This window comes from Pseudooceanicola sp. NS-SX8, from assembly GCF_057380755.1.
Genome location: NZ_CM170819.1, coordinates 2,876,481 through 2,895,211, shown reverse-complemented (window position 1 = coordinate 2,895,211; position 18,731 = coordinate 2,876,481). Strand labels below are relative to the sequence as shown.

15 protein-coding genes are annotated in these 18,731 nt (G+C 66.2%); 7 read left to right on the top strand and 8 right to left on the bottom strand.

Going from position 1 to position 18,731, the window contains the following annotated elements:
* Positions 1–63 precede the first annotated feature (63 nt).
* Entirely contained in the window at positions 64–627 is a 564-nt protein-coding gene (locus AC2IR1_RS13225; protein WP_486472435.1) for a lipid-binding SYLF domain-containing protein, read from the bottom strand.
* 219 nt (positions 628–846) lie between these two features.
* Positions 847–1,842, bottom strand: coding sequence for a porphobilinogen synthase (hemB, locus tag AC2IR1_RS13220; protein WP_486472434.1), 996 nt, complete (start codon positions 1,840–1,842; stop codon positions 847–849).
* A gap of 231 nt (positions 1,843–2,073) precedes the next feature.
* Between hemB and AC2IR1_RS13215 the strand changes: the two genes are divergently transcribed.
* Together AC2IR1_RS13215 and mfd are read left to right on the top strand one after the other, a co-directional pair.
* A complete protein-coding gene (locus AC2IR1_RS13215) occupies positions 2,074–2,595 on the top strand; it encodes a component of SufBCD complex (protein WP_486472433.1) in 522 nt (173 codons plus the stop codon).
* Between the two features lie 3 nt (positions 2,596–2,598).
* On the top strand, positions 2,599–6,075 hold the full coding sequence (gene mfd, locus AC2IR1_RS13210; RefSeq protein ID WP_486472432.1) for a transcription-repair coupling factor: 3,477 nt from the start codon (positions 2,599–2,601) through the stop codon (positions 6,073–6,075).
* Positions 6,076–6,315: 240 nt separating this feature from the next.
* Here mfd and AC2IR1_RS13205 read toward each other — a convergent pair whose 3' ends face one another.
* From AC2IR1_RS13205 to AC2IR1_RS13190, 4 genes are all read right to left on the bottom strand, one after another.
* Positions 6,316–7,191, bottom strand: coding sequence for a GNAT family N-acetyltransferase (locus tag AC2IR1_RS13205; protein ID WP_486472431.1), 876 nt, complete (start codon positions 7,189–7,191; stop codon positions 6,316–6,318).
* Between the two features lie 393 nt (positions 7,192–7,584).
* Positions 7,585–9,267 (bottom strand): hypothetical protein, encoded by a 1,683-nt coding sequence (locus tag AC2IR1_RS13200; RefSeq protein ID WP_486472430.1) that lies wholly within the window; start codon positions 9,265–9,267, stop codon positions 7,585–7,587.
* Positions 9,264–11,120 carry a P-loop NTPase fold protein gene (locus tag AC2IR1_RS13195; protein WP_486472429.1) on the bottom strand — a complete coding sequence of 619 codons (1,857 nt, stop codon included), beginning with the start codon at positions 11,118–11,120 and terminating at the stop codon, positions 9,264–9,266. Before AC2IR1_RS13195 ends, AC2IR1_RS13200 begins: the two co-directional genes overlap by 4 nt.
* 71 nt (positions 11,121–11,191) lie before the next feature.
* Positions 11,192–12,331, bottom strand: a complete 1,140-nt coding sequence (locus AC2IR1_RS13190) for an HD domain-containing protein (protein WP_486472428.1) — start codon at positions 12,329–12,331, stop codon at positions 11,192–11,194.
* Between the two features lie 209 nt (positions 12,332–12,540).
* On the opposite strand from AC2IR1_RS13190, the gene AC2IR1_RS13185 reads away from it, so the two are divergent.
* Positions 12,541–13,464 (top strand): HNH endonuclease, encoded by a 924-nt coding sequence (locus tag AC2IR1_RS13185; protein ID WP_486472427.1) that lies wholly within the window; start codon positions 12,541–12,543, stop codon positions 13,462–13,464.
* A 43-nt stretch (positions 13,465–13,507) separates the two neighbouring features.
* Here AC2IR1_RS13185 and AC2IR1_RS13180 read toward each other — a convergent pair whose 3' ends face one another.
* Both AC2IR1_RS13180 and AC2IR1_RS13175 read right to left on the bottom strand, forming a co-directional pair.
* A complete protein-coding gene (locus tag AC2IR1_RS13180) occupies positions 13,508–13,765 on the bottom strand; it encodes a hypothetical protein (protein ID WP_486472426.1) in 258 nt (85 codons plus the stop codon).
* Positions 13,766–13,777: 12 nt separating this feature from the next.
* Positions 13,778–14,434, bottom strand: a complete 657-nt coding sequence (locus tag AC2IR1_RS13175) for an alpha/beta hydrolase (protein ID WP_486472425.1) — start codon at positions 14,432–14,434, stop codon at positions 13,778–13,780.
* Positions 14,435–14,766: 332 nt separating this feature from the next.
* Between AC2IR1_RS13175 and iscR the strand changes: the two genes are divergently transcribed.
* The 4 genes from iscR (at position 14,767) to AC2IR1_RS13155 (ending at position 18,731) form a co-directional block, all read left to right on the top strand.
* The gene (gene iscR, locus AC2IR1_RS13170; protein ID WP_486472424.1) at positions 14,767–15,225 is read left to right on the top strand and encodes a Fe-S cluster assembly transcriptional regulator IscR; all 459 of its coding nucleotides are present in this window, start codon (positions 14,767–14,769) and stop codon (positions 15,223–15,225) included.
* Positions 15,225–16,283: a cysteine desulfurase family protein gene (locus tag AC2IR1_RS13165; RefSeq protein WP_486472423.1), complete on the top strand. Its 1,059-nt coding sequence runs from the start codon at positions 15,225–15,227 to the stop codon at positions 16,281–16,283. Before iscR ends, AC2IR1_RS13165 begins: the two co-directional genes overlap by 1 nt.
* Before the next feature lie 124 nt (positions 16,284–16,407).
* The gene (gene sufB, locus AC2IR1_RS13160) at positions 16,408–17,937 is read left to right on the top strand and encodes a Fe-S cluster assembly protein SufB (RefSeq protein ID WP_486472422.1); all 1,530 of its coding nucleotides are present in this window, start codon (positions 16,408–16,410) and stop codon (positions 17,935–17,937) included.
* Positions 17,937–18,731 (top strand): polysaccharide pyruvyl transferase family protein, encoded by a 795-nt coding sequence (locus AC2IR1_RS13155; protein WP_486472421.1) that lies wholly within the window; start codon positions 17,937–17,939, stop codon positions 18,729–18,731. Before sufB ends, AC2IR1_RS13155 begins: the two co-directional genes overlap by 1 nt.

Genomic DNA, 18,731 nt, shown 5'->3' with positions numbered 1-18,731 from the left:
CGCCCCGGGGCGCCCTTTTGTTGCTGTGCCGGACATCCGGCCGCCCTGGTCATGTCGTTTGGATCAGGGAATGATGCGGGAGTACTTCAGGCCCTCGACCGTCGCGCCGACGCGCAGGCCCGCCTGGGCGAAGATCACCGCGATCACCGGGGCGAGCGAGGTCGTGGTTTCTGCCCGCAGCGTCTCGCCCAGGTTGTTGAAGACGATTTCCGCGTCGGCCCCGGCGGCCCAGCCGTCGTTGCGGCGGAAGTCCTGCAGGGCGTCCTGGGTCATGAAGAACAGGACGTGGGCATATTGCTGCGCGCCGATCTGGATGCCGGCGCTGGCGCGGGTGGCGGAGTAGTAATCCACCGTGGCCCCGCCGACGCGCAGTGCGCCGCGCCCGTAGCCGCCGCCAATGCCGAAGCCTGCCTCGGTCAGCAGGGGCATCACCAGCATGCCGGCGGCCTTGTTCGACAGATCCCGGGTGCCGGGAAATTCGGAATACATCTGCGCCAGGGTCGCATCGACGCGGGCGTCGATGGTGGCGGCGCCGTTGTTGGCAAAGCCGTTGCCGGAGCAGGCGGATACTGCTGGCACGGCGGCCAGCGCGGAGAAGGTGAATGCGCGTCGCGTCAGATGGGTCATGTCTGTGCCCTCTTGCCCGATCCCGGGGCGGGATCGTGATGTCGATGAACTGCCTCTGCCGGTAGGCCGGCTTTTATGGCGCCATTGATAGCGGTCCGTCGGGGAAGTGTCACCAAGTGTTGATCGCACCAGGGCGAAAAAGGCATAAACGGGCCGAGCAGGCAGCACCGGCAGGCGCCCGGACGGCTCTGCGCCCGGGCCCCGTCGCCTTGGCGAGGGTCAGGCGGTCAGGCGGGCGAAGGCCGGCGCGAAATAGCTGAGCACGCCGTCACAGCCCGCGCGCTTGAACCCCAGCAGGCTTTCGACCATGGCCTTTTCCCCGTCGATCCAGCCGTTTTGCGCCGCGGCCTGGATCATCGCGTATTCACCGGAGACCTGGTAGGCGAAGGTCGGCACGCCGAAGCTGTCCTTCACGCGGCGGCAGATGTCGAGGTAGGGCATGCCGGGTTTGATCATCACCATGTCGGCGCCTTCCTCCAGGTCCCGTGCCACGAGGCGGATCGCCTCGTCCGAATTGCCGGGGTTCATCTGGTAGGTCTTCTTGTCGCCCTTGAGCGCGCCGGAGGCCCCGACGGCGTCCCGGAAGGGGCCGTAGAAGGCAGAGGCATATTTCGCCGCGTAGGACAGGATCATCACGTTCTGGAAGCCGCCGGTTTCCAGCGCGGTGCGGATCGCGCCGATGCGGCTGTCCATCATGTCGGACGGGCCGATGATGTCTGCGCCCGCTTCGGCCTGGGACATGGCCTGTTTGACCAGGGCTTCGACCGTCGGGTCGTTGACCACCTCTCCGTCCACCACATAGCCGTCCTGGCCGGTGTCGGAGTAGGGGTCCAGCGCGACATCGGTCATCACCATCATCTCCGGCACGGCAGCCTTGATGGCGCGGATGGCGCGGTTCGACAGGTTTTCCGGGTTCCAGGCCTCCGCCGCGTCGGCGCTGCGCTTGTCCGCCGGGGTGTAGGGGAAGATGCAGATCGCGGGGATGCCCAGATCGAACGCTTCCGAGGCGGCTTCCGCGATGCGGTCCACGGAACGCCGGAAGACACCGGGCATGGAGGGCACCGGCTCTTCATGGTTTTCGCCCTCGCAGACGAAGACCGGCCAGATCAGGTCCTTCACGGTAAAGACGTTTTCCTGCACCAGGTCGCGGATCGCGGCGGATTTGCGGGTCCGGCGCAGGCGCGTTGCGGGAAAGGGGGCTTGGATGGGTAGCATGATCTGTCTCCCGGACATGTGCCGGAACGGGATGCCATGGATCGGGCGACAACCTCAAGACCTGGCACGAGGCCCGGCGCGCGTTGGCCTGCTCACCTTCACGTGTCCTTCTTCCGGGCGCGGGGGCGCCCTTGGGGCTGACTGGGGGGCTGGGCAATCGCCGATGCAACCGTTATATCCGGTCGACACGGACTGACGTCGAGTAGAAAGGACATGTCGCCGGTGGGTGCTATGGCCACGATTTTTCATCTGATCGACCTGCGGTCCTTCTCCAACCTGTGGTTCTGGCTTTCGCTGGCGGTCATCTGGTCCACGACGAGCCATTGGGTGCTTGGCGTGCCCTTCGACCTTGTGCAGCGGGCGCACAGGAAGGGCGGGCAGATCGAGGCCGACATGCGTGACCTCGTCCGGATCAACGTGAACCGCATGCTCTACATCTCTGATAATGCTGGTGAAATTGCGGTTGGAGTGTTGAGCTTCGTTTTGACCGCACTTGCGATCCTTGGGTTCTACTACTGGGTGGAGTTCTGCCAGGCGCTTGTCCTGATCGGTTTCCCGATGACCCTGGTCTGGCTGCTTTCGATGCGCACGGCGCGGCAGCTGGGGGCACGGCCCGAGATGACGACGCAGGAAATCTATGCCCGGATCCGGGGGCTGCGGCTTTCGATCCAGATCATCGGCCTCTTCGCCATCCTCGTGACTTCTTTCTGGGGCATGTTCGTCAACGGCATGCACAGCACCTTCGGAGGCTGAGCCTTGGCATCGAACGAGCATTTCACCCTCGGCGGTGCGCCCGAAGGCTATGACGCGGCCCTCCTGCTGAAGGAAGTGGCCAAGACCGGCGCGCCGGTGCTGCATGTCGCGCGCGATGACAAGCGCATGGCGGCGATGCTGGATGCGCTGCACTTCTTCGATCCGACGATGCCGGTGCTGACCTTTCCCGGCTGGGATTGCCTGCCCTATGACCGGATCTCGCCCAATGCGGATATCTCCGCCACGCGGATGGCGACCCTTGCCGGGCTGGTCCACGGCATGCCGGATCAGTTCATCCTGCTGACCACCCTGAATGCCGCGACACAGCGGATCCCGGCGCGGGAGGTGCTGAAAGAGGCGTCCTTCTCTGCCCGGGTGGGCGCGCGGGTCGATGAAACTGCGCTGCGCAACTTCCTGGTTCGAATGGGCTTTTCGCAATCCCACTCGGTGACCGAGCCCGGCGATTACGCCATTCGCGGCGGCATCATCGACATCTTTCCCCCGGGGCCTTCCGGCCCGGTGCGGCTGGATCTCTTCGGGGATGTGCTGGACGGTGCGCGGCGGTTCGATCCGGGCAGCCAGCGGACGACGGACAAGCTGGACCTAGTGGAACTGGCGCCGGTGTCCGAAGTGATCCTGGATGAAGCGGCGATCACCCGGTTCCGGCAGAACTACCGGATCGAGTTTGGCGCGGCGGGCACCGATGATCCGCTGTACGAGGCTGTCAGCGCAGGGCGCAAGCAGCAGGGGATGGAGCACTGGCTGCCGTTCTTCCATGAGAAGCTGGAAACCCTGTTCGACTTCCTGCCGCAGGCGACCGTCACGCTGGATGACCAGTCCACGCCGGCGCGCCTGTCGCGGTGGGATACCATCGCGGATCAGTACGAAAGCCGTCGGATCGCGCTGCAGGATCGTGCGCGGATGGGCTCGGTCTACAAACCCGTTCCGCCGGCGCTGCTCTACCTCGATGATGCCGCGTGGGAGGCAAAGGTCGCGGGCCGTCGCCTGCTGCAGATCTCGCCGCTTGCGCAGTCGCCGGGACCTGGGGTGCTGGACGCGGGCGGGCGCCTGGGGCGCAACTTCTCGCCCGAGCGGCAGCTTGAAAATGTGAGCCTTTTCAAATCTCTCGCGGATCATGTGAAGGCAAAGCTTCAGCTGGGGCCGGTGGTTGTCGCCTCCTATTCCGAAGGCGCGCGGGAGCGGCTGGAAGGGCTGATCGCGGACGAGGGGCTGAAGGAGGCGATCTCGATCACCGATGCCAGTCGGATCGACAAGCGCGGTCTGCACCTGGCGATCTGGCCGCTGGAACACGGGTTCGAGGGGACCTGGAACGACCGGCCGCTGACGGTGATTTCCGAACAGGACGTGCTGGGCGACCGGCTGATCCGCGGCGCACGGCGCAAGCGGCGGGCGGAGAACTTCCTGACCGAAGCGCAGAGCCTGAGCCCGGGTGACCTGGTGGTCCACGTCGATCACGGCATCGGTCGCTATCACGGCATGGAGGTGATCACCGCCGCAGGTGCCGCGCATGAATGCCTGCTGCTGGAATATGCCGAAAACGCGAGGCTTTACCTGCCGGTCGAGAATATCGAACTGCTGTCCCGCTATGGCCATGAAGAGGGCCTGCTGGACAAGCTGGGCGGTGGTGCCTGGCAGGCCAAGAAGGCCCGGCTGAAGGAACGCATCCGCGAGATGGCGGACCGGCTGATCCGGGTTGCCGCCGAACGTGCGCTGCGCCGCGCGCCGATCATGGAGCCGCCGGAGGCCGAGTGGAACAGCTTCCTGGCACGGTTCCCCTACCAGGAAACCGACGATCAGCTGTCGGCGATCGACGATGTGCTGCACGACATGGACAGCGGCCACCCGATGGACCGGCTGGTCTGCGGCGACGTCGGATTCGGCAAGACGGAGGTCGCGCTGCGGGCCGCTTTCGTCGCCGCCATGTCCGGCGTGCAGGTCGCGGTGATCGCGCCGACCACGCTGCTGGCGCGGCAGCACTACCAGAATTTTGCCGAGCGGTTCCGAGGATTTCCTATTCAGGTCAGTCCCTTGTCCCGTTTTGTCGGATCGGCGGATGCAACCCGCACCCGCGCCGGGATCACGGATGGCACGGTCGATATCGCCGTGGGCACCCATGCGCTTCTGGCGAAGGGGATCCGATTCAAGAACCTCGGCCTGCTGATCGTCGACGAGGAACAGCGCTTTGGCGTGGGGCACAAGGAACGGCTCAAGCAGCTGAAGAGCGACGTGCATGTGCTGACCCTGACGGCGACGCCCATTCCGCGCACGCTGCAGCTGTCGCTGTCGGGGGTGCGGGATCTGTCGATCATCGGTACGCCGCCCATCGACCGGCTTTCGATCCGCACCTATGTCAGCGAGTTCGACGGGGTCACCATCCGCGAAGCGCTGCTGCGCGAACACTATCGCGGCGGGCAGAGCTTCTTCGTCGTGCCCCGGGTCAGCGACCTGCCGGAGATCGAGGATTTCCTGAAAAACCAAGTGCCCGAAGTGAGTTACGTGACCGCGCACGGGCAGCTGGCCGCCGGCGACCTGGACCAGCGAATGAATGCCTTCTACGACGGCAAGTATGATGTGCTGCTGGCCACGACCATCGTGGAAAGCGGTCTGGACATCCCGCGCGCCAATACGATGGTGGTGCACCGGGCGGACATGTTCGGGCTGAGCCAGCTTTACCAGATCCGGGGCCGCGTGGGTCGGTCGAAGACCCGCGCCTATGCCTATCTGACCACCAAACCGCGGATGAAACTGACCGACACGGCGCAGAAACGGCTGCGGGTGCTGGGGTCCCTCGATACGCTTGGGGCCGGATTTACCCTTGCATCCCAAGACCTTGATATCCGGGGTGCCGGCAACCTGCTGGGCGAGGAACAGTCGGGCAACATGCGCGACGTGGGCTATGAGCTGTACCAGTCGATGCTGGAAGAGGCGATTGCCAAGATCAAGTCGGGCGAGGCCGAGGGCCTGCTGGACGCCGAGGAGACCTGGGCGCCGCAGATCAACCTGGGCGTGCCGGTGCTGATCCCCGAACATTACGTGCCGGACCTGGACCTGCGCCTTGGCCTCTACCGGCGTCTGTCGGGGCTCACTACCAAGGTGGAACTGGAAGGTTTCGCGGCAGAGATGATCGACCGGTTTGGGAAATTGCCCAAAGAGGTCAACACCTTGCTGCTGGTCGTCCGGATCAAGGCCATGTGCAAGCGGGCAGGGATCGCCAAGCTGGACGGGGGCCCGAAGGGCGCCACGATCCAGTTCCACAACGACAAGTTCGTGTCCCCCGAGGGGCTGGTGGAATTCATCCGCGATCAGCGCGGGCTGGCCAAGGTGAAGGACAACAAGATCGTCGTCCGGCGCGACTGGAAGTCCGAGGCGGACCGCATCAAGGGCGGCTTTGCCATCGCCCGCGACCTGGCCGAAAAGGTGGTCGAAAAAGAGAAAAAGGCGAAAAAGGCAAAGGCCTGAAAACGCCGGAAAAAAACGTCGGTATTACGTCGGTATCGCATCGGTATCCTGCCGGTGGGATTTGGCCCTGCGGGCCAGCCTCCGGCGGGGATATTTGGGGCCAGAAAATGGGAGGGCCGGGGCGCGATGACGCTCCGGCCTTTTGGGTTTTCGGGCCTGTTTGGTTTTTGGGCTGGCTGGTTCGGCGGGCTGGGTCGAGCCGGCGAGGACTGCGTGGCCCGGTTTAGGGTGCGGACCGGGTCAGAGGTGCTTTTCGAAGAAGTAATCGGGGTAAGGATCGTCGTTGAAGCGGTCGATCTCGGTCCAGCCGGAGTTACGGTAGAGCGCGACGGCTTCGGGCAGGGCCGAGTTGGTGTCGAGCCGCAGGGTGGCGATGCCGAGGGCGCGGGCGCGATCCTCCAGCGCGGTCATCAGTTTCCGGGAGAGGCCGAGGCCCCGGGCGGAGGGGGCGACCCAGAGGCGCTTGATTTCAGCAACCGGGGTGCCGTTGCCCTTCAGCCCGCCGCAGCCGATGGGCAGCCCGTCGGACATGGCGAGCAGGAAGCTGCCTTTCGGCGGCTGCATGGCGGTGGCTTCGGGATCGCGGGACAGGTTGACGTCGAACCCGGTTTCGAAGCGGCGCGAGAGTTCGGCGTAGTATTCGCCGAGGCAGTAGCGGGCGGCGTCGGAGCGCGGGTCGGCCTCTTCCAGGGTGATGCGGTCGCGGCCCAGGGCCGAGGCCACGAGATCCATCGCCGCCAGCAGGGCGTCGGGCCGGGGGTGGCGGGCGATGGCATCGCGGGCGCGGTCATCCGAGAGCGCCTCGTAGGCGGCGAATTCGGCCTCTCCCGCGGGGGTGAGGGCGGCGAGGCGGGCGCGGGCATCGGCCGGATCGGGCCGGGTTGTGATCAGCCCTTCGCCTTCGAGGCTGCGCAGCAGGCGGGAGAGCAGGCCGGAATCGAGGCCGAGGTAGTCGCGGATCTGTGCCACCTCTGTCCGGCCCTGGCCGATGGCGTTGAGAACGCGGGCAGCCCCCAGCGGGCGGCCACGGCCGAGGAAGGAGTGATCGAGGACGCCGACCTCTGACGTGACGGCGCGGGAGAAACGGCGGAAGCGGGAGATGGGGGTTGGTGTCATGATAGCTGACGTTTGTCAGGTAATTGGGGGTGGGTCAATCGGGTAGTTGACTTGGGTCAGCTATCTGGGGTGGGGGAACCCCGCCCTGAGCGGAGAGCCTGTAGGGTGGATGGCAATCCACCGATCGGGCGCTCGCCGGCGCGGGTGGGCCCGGATGGGCGTGCGTCGGGATGGGCGTGCGTCGGGATGGTGGATTGGCATCCACCCTACGGGGCTGTGGGCCGCATGTGGACCGTGGGGCAATTGGCGCAATGTGGGGTTTGACCCCGCCGCCCGAGGGCACCCGGTGGCGCCATGGTGCGGAGCGAGGCCGTAGGGCGGGGTTTACCCCGCCGTCCGGCGGTTGGGTGGGGCGGCCTGGGGATGGGTGGGGATGGTGGATTGGCATCCACCCTACGATTGAGCACAGCAGGTTGCGGGGCGGCTTTGCATGGCGGAGCGGGCGCAGAAGCACGATGCACCGAAGCCGAAATCGGCGCGGGCCAGGGCCAGGTCAAGGCGCTGGCGCACATGGGGCAGTTCGGCCGTGTCGCCGCGCGCGGCCAGGCAATCGTGCAGCCCCTTGAGCGACCAGACGTTGTCGGGGTGATGCGAGGCGCGCGGCAGGCCGGGCAGCAGGCCCAGGTCCTGGCGGTAGACCTGTTCCGCCTCCGCCACCTGGCCCTGTTCGAAGAGCAGCGCGCCCAGGGCATGGCGCGCGGGCTGCATCCAGCCCCAGGGTTCGTCGTAGGGCAGCGCATCGTCCAGCGCGACGGAGCGGCGCAGGGCGGCGAAGGCTTCCTCGAAGCGGGCCTCGCGGTAGAGAATTTCGCCGCGCAGCATCTCCCGGGCGATGGCGAGCAGGTCGGTGACGCGGTTGTTGTGCATGAGCCGGCTGTCGGGCACCGCATCGGCAGCGGCGAGGAACTGCTGTTCCAGGTCGAGGGCTGCGGGCACATTTCCCAGGGCCGCATGGGCCAGTGCCTTGCCGTAGAGCGTGTAGGCGGTGCGGCAGCGGTGGAGGTCGCGGTCGGCGGGCAGGGGCAGGTCCAGCAGCTCTTCCCAGCGGCCGAAGCGGATCAGCAGGTGCGGCTCCATCGCCAGGAAGCTTTCGAAGAAATCGGCCATGGGCGGGCTTTCGATGCGCAGCATCTCTTCGGGGGTGGTGTCTGCCAGCAGGCGCAGCGCTTCGCGCGCGGGGGCCTCCTGCCCGAGGAAGAGCGCGCCGTATAGCACGAAGTGCAGGTCGTGCTGGCGGTAGCCGGTGTAGAAATCCAGCCCGCCGGCGTGGTCGTACCATTTCATGTCCGCGCGCACCGCCTGCTGGTTCCAGAAGACCGTGTCCTGGTAGGCGCCGCAGAGCACGTCGATATGGGTGGGCATATGCACCAGGTGGCCCGCGTCGGGCACCAGGGTGCGCAGGGCATCGGCGGCGGGCAGGGCCGCTTCGGGGGTGGGCGACATCTCCATCAGGTGGATGTAGAGGTGCAGCAGCCCGGGATGCGCCATGGCGCCGGGCCGCGCCAGGGCGGTTTCCAGCAGGCGGCGGCATTCGAGGGTTGCAGCACCGGGGGCGGGTTCGCCCGTCTTCAGGTCCCACATCTGCCAAGGGGTGAGGTTCAGCAGCGCCTCTGCCAGGGTGCAGGCGATGTCGGGGTCATCTGGCAGGATGTCATGGGCGGCGCGCATCGCCTCGGCGAAGGACTGGTCCCAGGGGTGCATGTCGTCGCGCGGGGTGGCGGCGGGATAGCGCGCGGGCAGGGCTCGGATCAGCGCCTCTTCGGTGGGCGTTGCGCCGTCGAGCCGGTCGAGCGCGGCGCGCGTCGCCTCATGCGCCTGCAGCAGGGCCTGTTCCCGGGTGGGCCAGTCCATCAGCCGCCAGGGGTAGTTGTAGTTCGGCCCCGAGGCATAGGCGACGCCCCAGTAGGCCATGGCACAGTCGGGATCGTGGTCGATCGCCCGGCGGAAGCAGCGGATCGCCTCTTCGTGGTGGTAGCCGTGGGTCCAGGCGAGCCCGCGGTCGAACCAGCGCTGCGCCTTGGCGGAGGTGGTGGTGACGGGCAGGGAATAGGTGCCGAGGTCGAAGGGGTAGGTCATGAGGCGTCGTCCGTGGCGGGCGGGGTTTCGGGGGCGGGGAAATTCCAGCAAATGTTCAGGATGGTGGTAATTTGCGCGCTGGCCGCGCGACCGACTTTGGCCGCTTCCGCTTCGAGGAGGCTTCTGAAGTCTGCGGCCCATTGCAGTTCATCCTGCCAGTCATCTGTCCCCTGCGTTCGCCCTGCCATGGTCATGAAGAGCGAGCGCAGGGTCCCTTGCTGGCCGGAGTGGAAGGCTTTCAGAAAGGCGCGCAGCAGGCGATCCTGGTTCAGGCGGTGCAGGACCGGAACGTCATGGTAGTTCTTCCGGCGGTTGTCTTCGGAAAACTCTTCCTGAAAGGCCAGAAGATCCGTTTCGGCGAGGTGGAGCAGGGCCTCAAGATCATCGGCCTCGCATTGGCAGTACGCAGCGACCTGAGCCTGCGCCATGGCGTCGAGAAGGGGGCGCGTGTGGTCGTTCAGGTTATACGAACGCCCTCCGTAGCTAAACCGGTCAAGTTCGCCGGACCAATTCAGCGTGATCCCCTTTTCCGCAGGCGGGACCAGATCGTTTTCGGCGAGATATGAAATCCGGTCGAGTATCCTGTCTCTCATTTGTTCGGGCGTTTCCGCCACTCCGCCTTCTTTCGCGAGATCGATCAAGCTGCCGGCGATATGAAGAAAGGGCCCGGGGACCATGGGGTGTTTCTCGAAGATTTCCGAGTGCAGCTCCTCGATGAAATGACCCAGCTGGTCCCAGCCCAGCTCCAGCCGCCAGTCCCAGGCGCGCTGCCAACAGGGCTCCTCCTCTTCAATCCTGTGAAACTGTTCTGTTTCGGCCAGTTCCGCGTTCAACTGATCGTCGGAAGCATACCCTTTCCGGAACAGGCTTACCCCGAGTGTCTGAGAGAGCGTCGAGCCGGAGAAGGCAAGAACGTCGATCCCCTTGTCTCCGTAGCGATCAAACAGGGTCCTGAGGGAATGGTGATCGGCCGGATCTTCGGCTTTCCGCAGAATCGCACGATCGGAGCGATTTTCCATTCTTGCAGGATCGAGCGCGCCACTCTGGATCTCCATGGCAAAGACCAGGTAGGTCCTCACGAAGCGGGCCATGGCCTCTTTCGCCTCGAAGAACTTCGGGTCGATCCGGTTCAGAACCATTGCGCAGTCGCGGATCGCATGGCGGACAAGGCGAAGGTTGCCTGTCTGCGACAGGGCGAAGACCTCTTGCACCAGCGTTTCGTGGGTGCTGAACCAGTCGCGGCCGCGTCCCTTCGGGACCTTGGCAAGGAAGCGGCCGTAAGCCGCGGAGAAGTCAGGCGCGAGCGGGAGAGTCTTGCCGATCAGCTTTTCCTTCTGCTCCCGGAAGACATCGACGTTCGCGTGCTTGTCGCTGTTGGCGAGCAGGATCACCCGCTTGCCGCCGTGTTCGACGAAATCGTTGATCAGACCGAAGAGGGACCGGGCGTCGAGGGTGCTGCGTTCGAGGTCATCGAAGATCAGCGTGTCGGGCAAGTTGTCGAGCATCGCACGTTCGGCCATGTCCCGGCCCAGCGTACCGAGCTGAGCGAAATCCGGTGCGCCGGGGATGGCCGACAGAGCCGCGCCCAGGGCCTTTCCGATCTTTTGGGTGCGTTGGAGGGTTTTGGTGCGCAGGCTTTCGGCCAGCAACGCGCGGGTGAAGCCCAGCCTGTCCGCCACGCCATTCAGGGTGACGTAGCGGGCGGTGTCGTCCTTGAGCTCAGGACCCAGCACGTCCCTGACGAAATGCGTCTTGCCGGCGCCCCAGGGGGCGTCGATCAGGATGGCATATCCGGGCGCATCCAGTTTCATGTATTGCAGAAGCGCCGCGCGCGCCGCGTCGTTGGGGGACATCCGTTCCTCCGGTCATGGCAGAGGGAGGCTAGGCAAACGGGGGCGTGTGGTCCAGTCCCGAAGGAGAGGCGTCAGCCGAGGAAGGCGCGGATTTGCGGGGCGATATGGGCCCAGAATTCGGGCATGGAGCGGGAGATGGCGGCGCCGACGCGGGCCTCGACCATTTCGAAGGTCGCATTGTGGTTGAGCCAGGAGACCCCGCCGGAGGCGAGGTTCTGCAGCGGAGGCTGGAAACGGTCCAGCGCCTTGGCGAATTTCGCATCCGGCGTCGCGGCGGCTTCGAATTCCTGCCAGAGCGCGAGGAGCGGTGCGCCCTCTGCTTCGGGCAGCATGCCGAAGAGGCGCTCGGCGGCGGCGAGTTCGGCCGCTTCGGTTTCCGCCTGGCCCGCGGCGGTCTGGGCGTAGATGGGCACATCGCCCGCGTCGATCTCCACCAGGTCATGGAGCAGCAGCATGCGCAGCACGCGCGAGAGCGAGACGCCGTCGGGCGCATGTTCGCCCAGTACCAGCGCGTAGAGGGCGAGGTGCCAGGAATGTTCGGCGGAATTCTCGTGCCGGGAGGCATCGCCCAGGGTGGTGGCCCGGTTGATGCCCTTCAGCCGGTCGGCTTCGGCCAGGAAGGCGGAGCGGGCGGTGATTTCGGGCGTGCCCACCGTCATTTCGGAGTGGAGGTAGGCGAAGAGATCGGGGCGGGTGTCGGCGATGAGCCGGGCGCGGCCGGTGGCGGTATTGTCGCGGGCGACCTGTTCGTGGTCATCGCGGCGGGGGCTGGCGGCCCAGACCTGCAGCACGGGGATGGCGAAATCGACGGTCTTGGCGAGCAGGGCGGCTTCTGTCTGCTTCGCCTCGAATTCCTCCCACAGGGCGCGCAGGCGGGGGCCCTGATCGGCGGGCAGCAGGGAGAAGAGACGGTCGGCTGCGGCCTCTTCGGCGGCGGCAAGCGCAACGGGGTCATAGGGCAGGTCGATGGGCTGATCGCCTGCGTCGATCTCCACCAGGTCGTGCAGCAGGAGCATGGCGAGGATGCGGTCGAGGGTGCCGGTGTCGACCTCGGGCAGCCAGATCATGGCGCCGAGGGCCGCCTGCCAGGAGTGTTCGGCGGAGTTTTCCTGCCGCGACTGGTCGGTCAGGGTGGAGGCGCGGGTGACCCCCTTCAGCTTGTCGGCTTCCTGCAGGAAGGCGAGCTGGGCGTCGAGCCTTTGGCTGTCCATGGGTCTGCTCCTGTCTGTTGCGCCCGGGGTAGGAGCATTGCGGGGCAGGTGCAAGGGGTGGGGAGGTGGAAGGGGGCGCTGCCCCCGTCGCGGCAGGCCGCGACTCCCCCGGGATATTTCGGGCCAGAAAATGGGTGGGGCCGGTGCGGGGCGCCCGTGCGTTGGCGGATGGGGCTTGCGTTTCGCGGCCGGGGCGGTTTCCTGGGGGAATGGTTAACCTGGTTCTGATGCACAAGGCGGACTCGATCTACGAGGATGAGCCCGACAGGGTCTACGACTTTCCCCGCAGCTATCTGAAGGCGATGCGGGAGGCCGTGGGCGACTGGGTGGTCTATTCCGAGCCGGTGAAGGCGGGGCCGCGCGGCTATTTCGCCGTGGCGAAGATCATGGAAGTGATCGAGAAGCCGGGCGTCGAGGGGCGCTACCTGGCGGTGATCGCGCCGGGGAGCTACCTGGAGTTCGATAGCGAGGTGCCGCGGCTGGAGCGCGGGCGCCCCTGGGAAGCCGCGTTGAGGGAGCCGGACGGCAGCCCGAAGAAGGGCGGCGCGGTACAGCTGGCGGTGCGGCGCCTGCCGGAGGCGGAGTTCGCGGAGATCGTGAACCGGGGGCTGCCGCAGGAGCTGGAGCGGATCGAGGCGGTGCGGTACGACCCGGCCGCCCTGGGCGTGGCCGAGGGGGCGGAGCCCTTCGAGCGGCCGGTGCTGGAACGGCTGACGCGGCGGCCCTATCGCGACGTGGCGTTTCGACGGAAGGTGCGGGAGGCCTATGGCTATCGCTGTGCCATGTCGGGGCTGATGCTGCGCAATGGCGGCGGACGGCCCGAGGTGCAGGCGGCGCATATCCGACCCGTCGAACGGCAGGGCAGCGACAGCGTGCGCAACGGGCTGGCGCTGTCGGGTACGTTGCACTGGATGTTCGACCGGGGGCTGATTTCGGTGGCGGAGGATTGCCGCACGATCCTGATCTCTCGCAACAAGGTGCCGGGGGATGTGGTGGAACGGCTGCTGCCAAGGGACGGGCGGCTGATTTCACCGCGCGATCCGCATCATGCCCCGCATCCGGAGAACCTGCGCTGGCATCGGGAAAATATCTTCGGTCAGGTTCTGTCGGCCGGGGACACCCCCTGGGGGTGAAATGGCGACCGCGGGCCGCCGCCTGTCGGTTCAGCCTGTCGGTTCAGCTCTGGCTTTGGGCCTGGCCTTGCGCCTTCTGTTCCGCCCGCAGCTCCTTCACCCGGCGCAGGAGGAAGTCCCGCGCCGCCCGGTCGGCCAGGCGGACGCGGATTTCCGTCAGGAACGCTTCTTCAAGCGTCTGGGAGGAGGCGCCCAGGACATTGCCTACCTCGACGTAGAGGCGATCGTGGCCGGTGGCCTTCATCGCGGCCATGCAATCCTCCGCAAGGGTGGCGGCAAGGCTGTCGAGGGTGGCGGACATGGGCGCGGCTCCTCAGCGGCTGGTTTCGGTCAGGCGCCGCTTCACGTAGTCGGTGACCGAGCCCAGCATGTGCTGCATCTGGTCCTCTTCCGAGAAGAAGTGGCCGGCACCGGGCACCTCTTCGTGGGTGATGGTGATTCCCTTCTGCTCCTGCAGCTTGCCCACCAGGGAGCTGGTGTCCGCGGGCGGTGCCACGCGGTCGGCCGCGCCGTTGATGATCAGGCCGGAGGAGGGGCAGGGTGCCAGGAAGGAGAAGTCGTACATGTTCGCCGGCGGTGCGACCGAGATGAAGCCGGTGATTTCCGGACGGCGCATCAGCAGCTGCATGCCGATCCAGGCGCCGAAGGAGAAACCGGCAACCCAGCAGTGCTTGGAATTGGAGTTCATCGACTGCAGGTAATCGAGCGCCGAGGCGGCATCGGAAAGTTCGCCAACGCCCTGGTCATATTCGCCCTGGGACCGGCCCACGCCGCGGAAATTGAACCGCAGCACGGTGAAGCCCATGTTGTAGAAGGCGTAATGCAGGTTGTAGACGACCTTGTTGTTCATCGTCCCGCCGAACTGCGGGTGCGGATGGAGCACGATGGCAATCGGTGCGTCACGGTCCTTCTGGGGGTGGTAGCGGCCTTCCAGGCGACCTTCCGGTCCGGGAAAGATGACCTCGGGCATTCAGTACTTCCTCAACTATCGGGCGGGCCGCGTCCGGTCCGCCGCTGTGTCTCTTTTCCCCGCGTGCGTCCCGTGCCCGATCCGGCGCCCCCGCGCGGCCGGGAGTGAACCTTCATTCTTGACGAATATTATCGGGTACCTTAGAAATATTCTAAAGAGGACCGAACCTCTGGCGACGGGTGTCAAAGCGAGATAATCCGGGCCGGAGCGAAGGTCAATGAAATCAACCGTCCCGAGAGGGTGACGCATGGTCCTGGAGGCCGAGTCACCACCACGGGGCCAGCTGCGGCGCCGGACCGAGGGCGCACGTGGGTCGAGTGAGGAGTGGGCAGATGAAGCTGAGCACCAAGGGGCGTTACGCCATGGTCGCGCTGGCAGATATCGCGTTGCAGCCGGAAGGCAGCCTGGTCGCGCTTGGCGATATTTCCCGCCGCCAGTCGGTGTCGCTTCCCTATCTCGAACAGCTTTTCGTGAAGCTGCGCCGGGCGGGGCTGGTCGCCTCCGTGCGGGGGCCCGGCGGGGGTTACAAGCTGTCGCGGCCCGCGCCGGAAATCCGCGTGGTGGATATTCTGGCCGCCGTCGACGAAACGGTGAGCGCGATGCACAAGGGCGCGGGCGTGTCGGGCGGGCAGTCGGGCAGCCGGGCGCAGTCGGTGACGAACCGCCTGTGGGAAGGTCTGTCGGCGCATGTCTATGTCTTCCTGCACCAGACGACCCTTGGGGACGTGGTCAAGAACGAGCTGGCGCCGTGTCCCGCCGTGCCGAACCTGTTCCAGGTGGTGGACGAGTGATGGAACGCGTCTACCTGGACCACAATGCCACGACCCCGCTGCGGCCCGAGGCCAAGGCGGCCATGGTCGCGGCGATGGAGGTGGCGGGCAACCCGTCCTCCGTCCATGCCGAGGGGCGCGAGGCCAAGGGCCTGGTGGAGCGTGCGCGCGCCCAGGTTGCCGCGGCGCTTGGCGCGGAGGGCAACGACATCGTCTTCACCTCCGGCGCGACCGAGGCCTCTTCGCTGGCGATGGCGGGCCGGGGCCTGCGCGTTGCAGGGGTGGAGCATGACGCGGTGCTGGCCTGGGGCGCGGGCGAGCGGATGCCGGTGGATCACGCGGGCCGGGTGACGGTGGAGGATCCGGCGGGATCCTGCCTGCAGCTGGCCAATAGCGAAACCGGGGTGGTGCAGGCGCTTCCCGAAGGGCTGGCCGTCAGCGATCTGACCCAGGCTTTCGGCAAGCTGCCGGTTGCCTTCAACTGGCTCGGCACCCAGATGGGGATCGTCAGCGCGCACAAGCTGGGCGGACCCAAGGGCATTGGCGCGCTGGTGCTGAAACGTGGCACGGATCTTGCTGCGCAGCTTCGGGGTGGTGGCCAGGAGATGGGCCGCCGGGCCGGGACCGAGAACCTGATCGGCATCGCGGGCTTCGGCGCTGCGGCCGAGGCGGCGGCGCAGGAGCTTGCCAGCGGTCGCTGGGATGCGGTGCGACAGATGCGCGACCGGCTGGAAACCCTGCTGGCCGAAGGGCTGGCGGACCTGGGCGAGAGCCCGGAAATCGCGGGCGCCGGTGCGGACCGGCTGCCCAACACGATGTGCCTTGTCACCCCCGGCTGGAAGGGGGAGACACAGGTCATGCAAATGGATCTTGCGGGCTTTGCCGTTTCGGCGGGGTCTGCCTGCTCCAGCGGGAAGGTCCGGGCGAGCGGGGTTCTGCGCGCCATGGGCTACGACGAGGAGGCGGCCTCCGGTGCGCTGCGGGTCAGTCTGGGCCCCGACACGCGGCCCGATGATATCGAGCGCTTTGCCAGGGCCTGGCTGGCGCAGAGGAAGAAGCGGCGCGCAAGGGCGGCCTGAGCCACCCCCGCCAGCAAAAAGACCCGAAATTGAACTGAACAGGCGGGGCCCGGACATGACCCCGGGCCGCCACCCCCGAAAGACGACGCCCGCGCAATGCGGGCCAGCCGGACAGGACGAGATGATGAGTAAGATGGATACCCCCGAAGTGAAGGAAGGCGTCGATCAGGAAACGGTGGATGCCGTCGCCAAGATCAACACCTACAAGTACGGCTGGGACACGGATATCGAGATGGACTACGCCCCGATGGGCCTGTCCGAGGACATCGTGCGCCTGATTTCCACCAAGAACCACGAGCCGGAGTGGATGACCGAATGGCGTCTGGCCGCCTACCAGCGCTGGCTGGAAAAGGAAGAGCCGGACTGGGCCATGGTCGACTACCCGGAGATCGATTTCCAGAAGCAGTACTACTATGCCCGCCCCAAGAGCATGGAAGAAAAGCCCAAGTCGCTGGACGACGTGGATCCCAAGCTGCTGGAAACCTACAAGAAGCTGGGCATCCCGCTGAAGGAGCAGATGATCCTGGCCGGCGTCGAGGGCGCCGAGGAGATGAAGGACGAGGCAGCACCCGAGCGCAAGGTCGCCGTGGACGCGGTGTTCGACAGCGTTTCGGTGGGCACCACCTTCCAGGCGGAGCTGAAGAAGGCCGGCGTCATCTTCTGCTCCATCTCCGAAGCCATCCGGGAGCATCCGGAGCTGGTGAAGAAGTACCTCGGTTCGGTCGTGCCCGTGTCGGACAACTTCTATGCCACGCTGAACAGCGCCGTCTTTTCTGACGGCAGCTTCGTCTACGTGCCGCCGAACACCCGCTGCCCGATGGAGCTGTCCACCTACTTCCGCATCAACGCGGAAAACACCGGCCAGTTCGAACGCACGCTGATCATCGCCGACAAGGGCAGCTATGTCAGCTACCTGGAAGGCTGCACCGCGCCGCAGCGCGACACCGCGCAGCTGCATGCGGCCGTGGTGGAGATCATCGTCGAGGAAGACGCGGAGGTGAAGTATTCCACCGTTCAGAACTGGTTCCCCGGCGATGACGAGGGCAAGGGCGGTATCTACAACTTCGTCACCAAGCGTGCCGATTGCCGTGGCGACCGCTCGAAGATCATGTGGACGCAGGTCGAAACCGGCTCTGCCGTGACCTGGAAGTACCCGTCCTGCATCCTGCGCGGCGACGACGCCCAGGGCGAGTTCTATTCCATCGCCATCACCAACAACTACCAGCAGGCCGATACCGGCACGAAGATGATCCACCTGGGCAAGAACACACGTTCGCGCATCGTGTCGAAGGGGATCAGCGCCGGGAAGGCCCAGAACACCTATCGCGGCCAGGTCAGCATGCATCCGAAGGCCAAGGACAGCCGCAACTACACCCAGTGCGACAGCCTGCTGATCGGGTCCGACTGCGGCGCGCATACGGTGCCCTACATCGAGGTGCGCAACAACTCCTCCCGCGTGGAGCACGAGGCGACCACGTCGAAGGTGGATGACGAGCAGATGTTCTACTGCCAGCAGCGCGGCATGGACGAGGAAGAGGCCGTGGCCCTGATCGTCAACGGCTTCTGCAAGGAAGTGCTGCAGGCGCTGCCGATGGAGTTCGCCATGGAAGCGCAGCAGCTGGTCGCGATCAGCCTGGAGGGATCCGTCGGCTGATGGCTGAGGCCCGCGATCCCCTGAAGCTCTACTGGTGGGCGGCGAAGCCGAATTTCGGCGATGCCATCAGCCAGTTTGCCGCGGCCCATGCTTCGGGCCGCGAGGTGATCTGGGCCAACTACGGCAGCCAGGACATCAGCGCCATCGGGTCGATCATGCACATGATCCGCTACGGCGACCGCAAGCCCCGGAAGGGGCCGAAGCCGGTGGTCTGGGGATCGGGCATGCTGCGGGCGGTGGAGCTCGACTTCGTCGAGAATGTCGAGTTCGCCTGTGTCCGCGGCCCGGTGACCGAATCCCTGCTGGAGATCGAGGTCGCGGGCTACGGCGATCCGGGGCTGCTTCTGGGGGACTATCTTGGCCCGCAGGACCGGCGCGACCGGATCGGCCTGATCCCGCATTATTCCCACGCGGGCGACCCGGCGTTTCAGGCCATGGTCGAGGCCAACCCGGTGCTGGAGCTGATCGACGTGCGCGCCGACCCGCTGGAGGTCTGCCGGACCATCGGCAGCTGTGCCCATGTCGTCAGCTCCTCCCTGCATGGGCTGATCGTGGCGGACAGTTTCGGGGTGCCGAACACCTGGCTGAACCCGGCGGGCATCCACGTGGCGCCGAAGCTGAAGTTCGTGGACTACGCCGCCGGGATCAACCGGGCCATCGGCCGTCCGGTCGAACTGGCGGAGCTGCCGGGGATGCTGGCGGGGCTGCCGCAGGGCGATCTGCCCTACGCGGAAGGTATCGCGCGGTCGAAGGATGACCTGATGCGGCTGTTCCCGGAACGGCTGCGGGCGTGA